9 protein-coding genes are annotated in these 9516 nt (G+C 68.8%); 2 read left to right on the forward strand and 7 right to left on the reverse strand.

The genetic code is table 11. From position 1 onward, the window contains the following. The first annotated feature begins 3 nt into the window (after window positions 1-3). Together TEP_RS15335 and TEP_RS20050 are read left to right on the forward strand one after the other, a co-directional pair. A complete protein-coding gene (locus tag TEP_RS15335) occupies window positions 4-1182 on the forward strand; it encodes a glutathionylspermidine synthase family protein (RefSeq protein ID WP_132825849.1) in 1179 nt (392 codons plus the stop codon). A gap of 386 nt (window positions 1183-1568) precedes the next feature. Further along, window positions 1569-1841 carry a hypothetical protein gene (locus TEP_RS20050; protein ID WP_343133980.1) on the forward strand — a complete coding sequence of 91 codons (273 nt, stop codon included), beginning with the start codon at window positions 1569-1571 and terminating at the stop codon, window positions 1839-1841. 144 nt (window positions 1842-1985) lie between these two features. On the opposite strand, the gene TEP_RS15345 is transcribed toward TEP_RS20050, so the two are convergent. The 7 genes from TEP_RS15345 to TEP_RS15375 all read right to left on the reverse strand — a co-directional run bounded on the left by TEP_RS15345 (window position 1986) and on the right by TEP_RS15375 (window position 9408). Further along, window positions 1986-3284, reverse strand: a complete 1299-nt coding sequence (locus TEP_RS15345) for a DUF58 domain-containing protein (protein ID WP_132825851.1) — start codon at window positions 3282-3284, stop codon at window positions 1986-1988. Continuing rightward, the gene (locus TEP_RS15350) at window positions 3281-4267 is read right to left on the reverse strand and encodes a MoxR family ATPase (RefSeq protein WP_132825852.1); all 987 of its coding nucleotides are present in this window, start codon (window positions 4265-4267) and stop codon (window positions 3281-3283) included. The genes TEP_RS15345 and TEP_RS15350 overlap by 4 nt, the downstream gene beginning before the upstream one ends. Further along, on the reverse strand, window positions 4264-5454 hold the full coding sequence (locus TEP_RS15355; protein WP_132825853.1) for a DUF4350 domain-containing protein: 1191 nt from the start codon (window positions 5452-5454) through the stop codon (window positions 4264-4266). The genes TEP_RS15350 and TEP_RS15355 overlap by 4 nt, the downstream gene beginning before the upstream one ends. Next, entirely contained in the window at window positions 5451-7085 is a 1635-nt protein-coding gene (locus TEP_RS15360; RefSeq protein ID WP_132825854.1) for a DUF4129 domain-containing protein, read from the reverse strand. Before TEP_RS15360 ends, TEP_RS15355 begins: the two co-directional genes overlap by 4 nt. Next, window positions 7075-8067, reverse strand: coding sequence for a stage II sporulation protein M (locus tag TEP_RS15365; protein ID WP_132825855.1), 993 nt, complete (start codon window positions 8065-8067; stop codon window positions 7075-7077). Before TEP_RS15365 ends, TEP_RS15360 begins: the two co-directional genes overlap by 11 nt. Continuing rightward, a complete protein-coding gene (locus TEP_RS15370; protein ID WP_132825856.1) occupies window positions 8064-8753 on the reverse strand; it encodes an RDD family protein in 690 nt (229 codons plus the stop codon). The genes TEP_RS15365 and TEP_RS15370 overlap by 4 nt, the downstream gene beginning before the upstream one ends. A 124-nt stretch (window positions 8754-8877) precedes the next feature. Beyond that, window positions 8878-9408, reverse strand: coding sequence for a gamma carbonic anhydrase family protein (locus TEP_RS15375; RefSeq protein WP_132825857.1), 531 nt, complete (start codon window positions 9406-9408; stop codon window positions 8878-8880). Between the last annotated feature and the right edge of the window lie 108 nt (window positions 9409-9516).

A 9516-nucleotide genomic window follows, 5' to 3' on the forward strand; every position in this document is an offset into this window, starting at 1 on the left:
CCCATGCAACGTATCCGTATTGCCGAGCGCGCCCAGTGGCGGGCGCGCGCGGAAGAGGCCGGTTTCCGCTTCCACACCATCGACGGCCAGCCGTACTGGGATGAAAGCGCGTATTACGCCTTCACCCTGCGCCAGATCGAGCAGGACATCGAAGACCCCAGCGCCGAACTGCACCAGATGGCGATGGACCTGGTCGGCGATGTCATCGCCAGCGAGCGCCTGATGGACCAGCTGGCGATCCCCGCGCAGTACCGCGACTGGATCGCCGACAGCTGGCGCCAGCGCCAGCCGCACCTGTACGGGCGCCTGGACCTGGCCTACGACGGCACCGGCCCGGCCAAGCTGTACGAACTGAACTACGACACGCCGACCTCGCTGTTCGAAGCCAGCTTCTTCCAGTGGCAGTGGCTGGAGGACCAGCGCAACGCCGGCCGCCTGCCGCAGCATGCCGACCAGTTCAACGCGATCCATGAAGCCCTGGTCGAACGCTTCGGCGAACTGGCCACGCAGCTGCCGCCGCCGCTGTATTTCAGTGCGGTGGGCAGCTCGGACGAAGACCGCGGTACGGTCGATTATCTGCGCGACTGCGCGTCGCAGACGGGCCTGCACGGGCAGGCGATCGCCATCGAGGACATCGGCCTGTCCGAGGACGGGCGCTTCACCGCGCTGGACGATACGGTCATCGGCACGCTGTTCAAGCTGTACCCGCTGGAAGACCTGATGGCCGAGGAATTCGGTCGCGCGCTGCCGGGCTCGGGCTTGCAGCTGCTGGAGCCGGCGTGGAAGGCGGTGCTGAGCAACAAGGGCATCCTGCCGCTGCTGTGGCAGCGCAACGTCGGCCATCCGAACCTGCTGGAAGCACACTTCGATGACGGCAGCGCGCTGGCCCCGGGCTGGGTGCGCAAGCCGCTGTTCTCGCGCGAAGGTGCCAACATCGAGATGCACCTGGCCGACGGCAGCACGCAGCGCAGCGACGGTCCGTACGACGGTCCGGCGATCCTCCAGCGTGCGCATCCGCTCACCCGCTTCGAAGGCGGTTATCCGCTGATCGGCAGCTGGGTGATCGGCGACCACGCCTGCGGCATCGGCATCCGCGAGGACGACAGCGCGATCACCCGCGACAGTGCGCGCTTCGTGCCGCACGCGATCATCGACGAAGCGCCGACGCGGATCTACGTCTGATGGCGGTGCGGCGCAACCGCGATCTGCGACCTGCGCCGCTGCCTGGGCGTCACTTGGATGACGGCCATGGCCTGTGGCGCTATGCCGACCGTATCGCGGTGCGCTGCCACCGCTGTGACACCCCGGGTTGGGTGGTTGGCACATCGCAATCGCGACGCTTCCGCTGCCTGGGCTGCAGCGAAGCCTTGGACGGCGGGTGCGGCTGCAGTTGTTGTGGTGCGGGAGACTGGGTGGGGCCGGTGCGCTACAGCGGCTACCGCCCCTGCGGCTACTGCGGGCATAAATGGGTCAGTGCCGAGGTGCGCCAAGCGCGCGCTGCGTCTGCAGTGCGGACGCTGGTCGCGGACTGCAGCCAGTGTGGGCGCAGCAGCGAGGTGGATGTCACCTTGTCGCGGCTGCGAAACAATGAGCCGATCGACCCGCACTTCGGCCTGCCGTTGCGCCTGGTTGAGAAGACCGCCGCCGGACTGCTCTGGGCCTATAACGAAGACCACCTGCAGGCCTTGCACGATTACGCGGTCGCGCCGCTGCGTGAACGTGCCGGAGTGACCAATGCGTCGATGTTCTCGCGCCTGCCGCAGTGGATGAAGCTGGCGCGCAACCGGAAGCTGCTGCAGCGTTCGGTGGAGCGGTTGCAGCGCCGGTTGTTGCAGGGGTAGTGCCGGCCGCTGGCCGGCAATCGCTGTTGGCAGAGGCCAACCTTGGTCGGCGCCGTTGATGGTGTGCCAACCAAGGTTGGCACCTACCAAGGCGATGTGTCGGTAGCGCCGGGCCATGCCCGGCGAGCGCAGCGGTCCGACAGGTCAGAGCAGCCCTTCGCGCTTCACCGCCAGATAGCGCTCCACCAGCGCGGCGGGCAGGGCATCGGCCGTGACGTCCAGCACCATCACCCGTTCGGCACGCAGCGCGTCATGCGCCTGCGCGCGCTGTTGCAGGTACAGCGCGGCGGCACCGGCCTGCGCGGCATCTTCCACCGTGTGCACCTCACCTTCCAGCGCAGCATCCAGCTCGCGCTCGCGCAGGCTGGCTACGCACACCAGATGACGGCGCTGCAGCAGGCGCACCGCCGCAAGCAGGTCTTCGATGTCCTCGTCGCGCACGTTGCTGACCAGCATCACCAGCGCGCGCCGGGGCTGGCGCAGTGAGACTTCGGTGGCGGCAGCCAGGTAATCGGTGGCCACGGCCTGCGGCTGCAGGTCGTAGCTGGCGCGCAACAGATGCTGCACCGTGTCCATGCCGCGCTGCGGCGCCACCCAGCGACGCTCGCCGCCTACCGCGAACAGGCCGGCAGCATCGCCCTGGCGCAATGCCAGGTAGGCCACCACCAGCGAGGCGTTCAAGGCATGGTCGAAATGCGAGAGCCCACCTTCGCTGGCCAGCATGCGCCGGCCGCTGTCGAGCATCAGCAGCAGCTGCTGGTTCTTCTCGTCCTGGTACTCGCGCGAGATCAGCTTGCGCGCGCGGGCCGTGGCCTTCCAGTCGAGCTGGCGCAGGCTGTCGCCGATGCGGTACTCGCGCATCTGGTGGAAGTCGGTGCCTTCGCCACGGCGGCGCTTCACATGTGCACCGACCAGTCGCGAGGCCTGGTCGGCACTGAACAGCGCAAATCGGGTGAGTGGCACGAAGTTGGGATAGACCCGCACCTCCAGCGCCGGTGGCAGCGTGCGTTGCTGCCACCACAACCGCCATGGCGAGCGGATGCGCAGCTGCACGCCTTCGAAGGCAAAGCGACCGCGCTGCTGCGGCTGCACGTGGTAATGCAGCGAACTGGCATGGCCCACCCGCAACTGCACGCGTTGCGGCAGTGATTCCAGTGGCCAACCGCCTGGCACCAGATCGAATACCTGTACCTGCATGGCCTGCCCGGACTGCAGGCGCAGGCCGATCTCGCGGCGCACGCCCAGTGCCAGGGCTTCGGGCACGTCGCGCTCGACGCTGGGCGATGGTCGTCGCCGCTGCCGCCACAGATCAACCAGTGCCAGCACCGCAACCAGTGCGCCGGCCAGCGCCCAGCTCCAGCGTGGCAGCAGCCCGGCCAGCACCACGCCGCCCAGCGCAGCCCAGGCCAACAGCAACGCCAGCAGCAGCGGCGCAGGCCTCATCGGCGCGGCGCTTCCACCTTGGCCAGCAGCGCACCCAGCACGTCGTCGGCACCCTGGCCTTCGATCTGCAGCTCCGGTGCCAATGCGATGCGGTGGCGCAGGGCAGGGCGGGCGATGTCGCGCACATCATCGGGGGTGACGAAGTCACGACCGGCCAGCACCGCCTGCGCGCGCGAGGCACGCACCAGGGCAATGCTGCCGCGCGGGCCGGCACCGACGGCGATGCCTGGCCACTGCCGGGTGGCGGCCACGATGCGCACCGCGTAGTCGATCACTTCGTCATCCACGGTGATTGCCGCGGTGGCCTGCTGCAACGCCAGCAGTTCGCCGCCACCGAGCACGCGCGGCACCTGGCTCAGGTCGAAATCGCTGGCGGCACGGCCGCTGGTGATCGCCGCGACCATGCGCTTCTCGTCCTCCAGCTGCGGATAGTCGATCAGCACCTTCAGCAGGAAACGGTCCAGCTGCGCTTCCGGCAGCGGATAGGTGCCTTCCTGTTCCAGCGGGTTCTGCGTGGCCAGCGCCATGAACGGCGGTGCCAGGGTGAAGGCCTTGCCTTCGATGGTGACCTGGCCTTCCTGCATCACTTCCAGCAGCGCGGACTGGGTCTTGGCCGGGGCCCGGTTGATCTCGTCGGCCAGCAGCAGGTTGGTGAACACCGGGCCGCGACGGATCTTGAAGCTCTCGCTCTTCGGGTCGTACACCGCATGGCCGCTGACGTCGCTGGGCATCAGGTCGGGGGTGAACTGCACGCGGCCATAGTCCAGTTCCAGTGCCTGCGCCAGCGCGCGCACCAGCAGGGTCTTGCCGAGGCCGGGCACGCCTTCGATCAGCACGTGGCCACCGGCCAGCAGCGCGACCAGGATCTGGTCGAGCACATCGGCCTGGCCGATGAAGGCGTGGCCGACGGCCTGGCGGATGGCGTCGACGCGTTCGATCAGGCGGGCGGTGGCGGCCGCCGGAAGTTCAGGGGCATCGGTCATAGCAGGGATCTCATCTGGAGCAGCAAGCGGATGCGCTCGCGCAGGGCGGAGGAATCATGCGGCGAAGGCGGAGTGAGGGCACTGGCGACTCGACTGACGGGCCATTGCAACACTGCGGCGATGGCCTGGTCGCGCGCAGCACCGTCGAGTGCCGCAGCGACGGGCGCGCGCAGGCGCAGGCGGTGCAGGAACAGCGCCTGCACGGCCAGGTACAGGCGCGTGCCATGGCCGAAGCGCAGCAGCAGTTCGCCACTGGCGCGGACGTGTTCCAGCAACGAACGGCGTTCGACCACGGGCGCGGGCAGGGCACTGCCGAAGCGTTGCGCGCGTGACCACAGCCAGCCGAGGATCGCCAGCAGCAGCGGCACCCACAGCGGCCAGCCCTGGTAGAAGATGCGCGCGCCCAGCGAGGGCGGGCGGCTGCCGTACACCAGCCACATCGTGCCGCGCCCATAGTTGGGATCGAGCAGGTAGCGTGTCAGGTCGCGGTGGGAGAGGTCATGCAGGCCATCGCGGGCAACGGCATCGGCGTCGACCGTGCGGCGGCGTGTGGATGCGGACGGGCCTTCACCGCGCATGACGTCCATGTCCGCCAGCACGTCGATGCGGCCCTTGCCATGCGGCAGGCGCGCGAACACCAGTCCTTCCTGGCCACCCCAGCGGCGCTCGGCCGTGGCGTTGGCCTGGAAGCCCAGGCTGAAGCGCCGGCCGCCGCAGAACTCGACGTGGCTGGGATCATCCACCACGTGGAAGGGTTGGCAGTCACTGCCATGGAACAGGCTGTCCACGCCGATCCTGTCCAGCAGGGGGCCCTGCGTGCTGCTGGCATCGTCCTCGGCCGGTGGCTGCGTGCGCAGCAGCAGATGGCCACCCGTACCGACCCAGTCCAGCAGCGCCTGCGCCGTGCGCGGCGGCATGTTGGCGGTATCCTGCAGCAGCACCACCGTATCGGTGGCGGCCAGTGGCATCTGTGCCAGGTCCAGCCGCTGCCGGGACTGCACCTCGATGCCGTCGGCGCGCAGCGCCTGGCCCAGCACATACAGCGGGTTGTAGCTGGCTTCGCCCTGCGGCGGCAGCGCGACGGTCTCGGTCACCTTCTCGTGCGTGCGCAGGAACAGGATGGTCAGCGGCACCCCGAACAGGACCAGCGCGCCGAGCAGCAACGACCAGAACAGGCGCGGGCTCATGCCTGCCACCCGTACTGCTGGCGCAGCATGCTGGCCAACGCATCGAAATCGCTGCGGGTGGGCAGGCGTCCACCGTAGGCGGCGTACTGCCACATGCGCACGATGCGTGCGAACAGTTCACGGTCGGTGCTGTCGGACATGCGCCGCGAGGCACGCAGGCACTGTGCTTCGGTGGCACCGGGCGGCAACGCGATGCCAGTGCGCTCCACCAGCGTGCGCACGCTGGCGCGATACAGCAGCGCCAGTGCCTGCCGCGGCCGTCCCTGGTCCCACAGCAACCCGGCCTGGGTCGCCACATCCGGTGGCAGCACCACCGGCATTTCCACCTGCTCTTCGGTGATCTGCGGTGCCTGCTTTTCCTTGCGGCGGCCAGAACCGCGCAACCACGGCAGCCACAGCCGCGCGGTCAACAGCAGCACCAGCAGCAGGACCCCCAACAGCCCCCACAGGCCCCATTCGGCGAGCCGGGCCAGCCACAACTGGCCGCTCCTGCGCGACGTGCGGTCCGCGTTGCTGCCGGTGTCCTTCAGCAGCTCTTTCTTGTCTTTCTGCTTCTCGGCGGCGTCTTCGATCGGCTTCCATCGGCTGACCTGCCGCGTCGGCCGCTGCAACGGATCTTCGTAGGCGCGGTTCACGGCCTGGCGGAAGCCAGCGGTATCCACCGGCGTGTCGCCGAAGATCACTGCCGGTGTATTGGCCGGATCGTTTTCCGCAGTGGCCGCTTCTTCGGCTTCTTCAGCGTCTTCCGTTTCTGCGTCTTCATCGGCGTTGGCCGTGGTGGTCTGCGCGGCGTCCGGCGTGTCGGCGTCCTGTGCGTGCACGGGCGCCAACGGCAGCGCCAGGCACAACAGCAGCAGCAACGAAGAGGCGACCGGCAGCAGGCGTTCGCGCATGCGGCGCAGGGCGATTTCCACGTCCCAGGCTTCCATCTGCGTGCGACGGTTCAAGTACAGGCCGAAGCCGGCGCCCACGTAGAACGGCCCGATCAGCGCCGCCGCCAGCCAGCACAACAGGTTGAGGCCAAGCTTGGCCCACGCAGGCGCCTCCACGCTGACCATCGCCCACGCTGCGCGCCAGGATTCGGGCAGCAGTTCCAGCGGGATGAAGATGAAGATAGTGGCGATCGCGCCCACCACCAGCACCAGCTCGAATGCCAGGCAGATCGCCGTCAGGACCAGCGCCGGGCCCGCGGCGCCGGCAGCGACTGCACGCCGGCGTGGGCCACGCTGGGCGGGCGCATTGCCCTCCAGCAGATTGACCGGCAGGCACAGGCTGCGCAGGCCGCTGAAACGGCGCCAGCCCAGATAGCCCCAGAAGCCGCTGCCGCCCCACTGCCGCTGCGCGCCCAGCGCAGCGCGCGGGCCGACCCGTTCGCCGAAGATGCCGCGCGAGAGCACGTACAGCGGTGCGCGTTCGAACAACGGTTTGCACCACCACATCGCCAGCCACGCCCAGCCGAAGGCATCCAGCCACCAGGCCAGTGCATTGAACAGCACGAACAACGGCGCACTGGCCAGCAGCCAGCTGCCCCACACACCGCGTGCGTGGCGGCGGGCCAGCGCGCTGCCAAGCTCCATCGCTTCCCAGCTGCTGCGCGCGCGCAGCACCACGTCCAGATGGTCAATCCGCATGGCCACCTCCGCGTCCACCGCGCCACAGCCACAGCAGCACGCCGGCCCACAGCACCCCGGCCACGCTGAACTTCACTGCGGCCGGAATATCGGCGATGGAGGACCAGAACGCTTCCACGAACGCGGCCAGCAGCAGCATGAAGGCTACGCCCAGGCACAGCCGCGCGCCGATGCGCCCGCCTTCGACCAGCGCATCCACTCGGCGCCGCCGCCCGGGAGCCAGCAGTTTCATGCCCAGCTGCAGGCCGGCGCCGCCGGCAATCACGATCGCGGTCAGCTCGAACGCACCGTGGCCGGCCACAAAGCGCCAGAACGGGCCGCCATGGCCGATGTGCTGCAGGTGGCCGGCGACCGCGCCGATGGTGATGCCATTGAACAGCAGCACCAGCAGCGTGCCCAACCCCGCCAGCAGGCCGCTGGCGAAGGTGCGCAGGGCGATGCTGATGTTGTTCATGATGTAGTAGCCGAACATCATCCAGTCGGTGCCGCTGTCGCGGCCCAGGCGCTCGGCGGAGGGATCGTACATGCGCTCCATCTCGGCGATCTGGCCGTTGTCCATCAGCAGGTGGATGCTGTCCGGGTACACCTGCACCAGCACGAAGCAGGCCAGCGCCGGCACTGCGAACATCGCCAGCGCTGCCCACATGCTGCGCGCCTGGCTGCGCACCAGCAGCGGGAAATCAGCAACCAGGAATTCCAGCGCGCGCCGCCAGCGGGTCGGCGGCGTGCGGTACAGCACGCCATGGCCGTGCTGCATCAACTGCTGCAGGCGTTGCACCAGCTGCGGGCTGTAGCCGCGTTCACGGGCCAGCGCCAGCTGCTGGCACAGCCGTCGGTAACGCTGCGGGAAGCTGACATCGCCGGCTTCTTCCGCACCCGGCCTGCGCCGACGCCGACGCGAGGCACCGGCGCGATGCTGCAGCCACTGCTCCAGGTCATGCCATTCCTGATGATGGCGGGCGACGAACTGCTCCTGCTTCATCGTCGTCCCAGCAACCAGTTGGCCATTGCATACAGGCGCAGCACGCCGACCTGGCCGGACGCGCTGGTCAACGGCTCGGCGATGCCGGCCAGTTCCTGCTGGCGTGCGGGTGACAGGCGTGGCGCGCGCTCGGCGAAGGCCATCACCGCCGCCTGTTCCTCCGGCCGCAGCGGTTGCGGCGGCGCCAGCGCGCTGTCGATGGTAGCCGGCGGCGGCAGGTAATACAGCGGTGCATGCACCACCATCGTGCCGGCAACCAGATCGCCCAGGCGGCGGCCGTGCGGATCGAACAGGCTGCTGATCAGGCCCAGTGCGTAGCCGAAAGGCAGCATGTCCACGGTGCGCAGCAGGTTGCGGGTGATCGAGGCCATCCAGCCCACCGGCGCGCCATCCTGGGCGAGCACCCGCAGGCCCAGCACGCGCTTGCCGAGGGTACGGCCCCACAGCGCTTCGCAGACGATGGGGTAGGCCCACATCAGCAGGAACATCAGCGCCATGTACAGGCCGCGGCCGAACTCATCGAGCAGGGCCAGCGGAATGGACAGCGCGGTGAGCGCGCCGAAGCGGACGGCCAGGTCGATCAGCCAGGCCAGCGCACGCGGCATCGGGCCGGCCGCAGGCAACTGCAGCGGCACGCCTTCCGGCGTTACCACCTCGCGGTAGGTATCGAGCATCGGCGCGGCCATCAGCGCGATGGCCGCCGAAGTGGGCGCTGGAGTCCTCTCCGGCGTGCAGCCACGGGCATGGGGGTCTCGACGGTTCCTGGTCGGGCCCAGACTTTAGCAGAGCCCGGCCATCGGCGAGGCAGCCTCAGCCCAGGTATTCGTCCTTCAGCCGCACGTAGTGGTCGGCCGAATAGTGCAGCGACTCGATCTCCTTGTCGCTGAGCGTGCGCGCCGGACGGGCAGGGTTGCCCACCCACAGCTCGCCTTCGCCCACCACCTTGCCGGGGCCGACCACTGCACCGGCACCGACGAAGCCATGGCGCTCGACCCGGGCGCCGTCGAGGATGCACGCGCCCATGCCGATCAGGGTGTAATCGCCGATGCTGCAGGCGTGGATGATGCAGCCATGGCCGACGGTGACGCCTTCGCCGATCAGGGTCGGGTAGCCGGCCTTGTTGTACGGGCTGTGGTGGCTGACGTGGATGATCGTGCCGTCCTGCACGTTGGTACGTGCACCGATGCGCACGAAATTGACGTCGCCACGGATGACCGTGCCCGGCCAGATCGATACGTCATCGGCCAGTTCGACATCACCGATGATCGTGCAGGCCGGATCGACATACACGCGCTGGCCGAGCACCGGCATCTTGTCGCGGAAGGGGCGCAGCGGGGTCATCGGCATCTCCGGAAGAGCAGGGCAATCGCGATGATGATACCGCGTGCAGCACGCAGCCCTGCCGGTAGTGCCGGCCGCTGACCGGCACCCGCAGAGGTGCTGCCGAGT

The organism is Stenotrophomonas sp. TEPEL, from assembly GCF_004348785.1.
In the GTDB taxonomy this organism is placed as follows: Bacteria; Pseudomonadota; Gammaproteobacteria; order Xanthomonadales; family Xanthomonadaceae; genus Stenotrophomonas; species Stenotrophomonas indicatrix.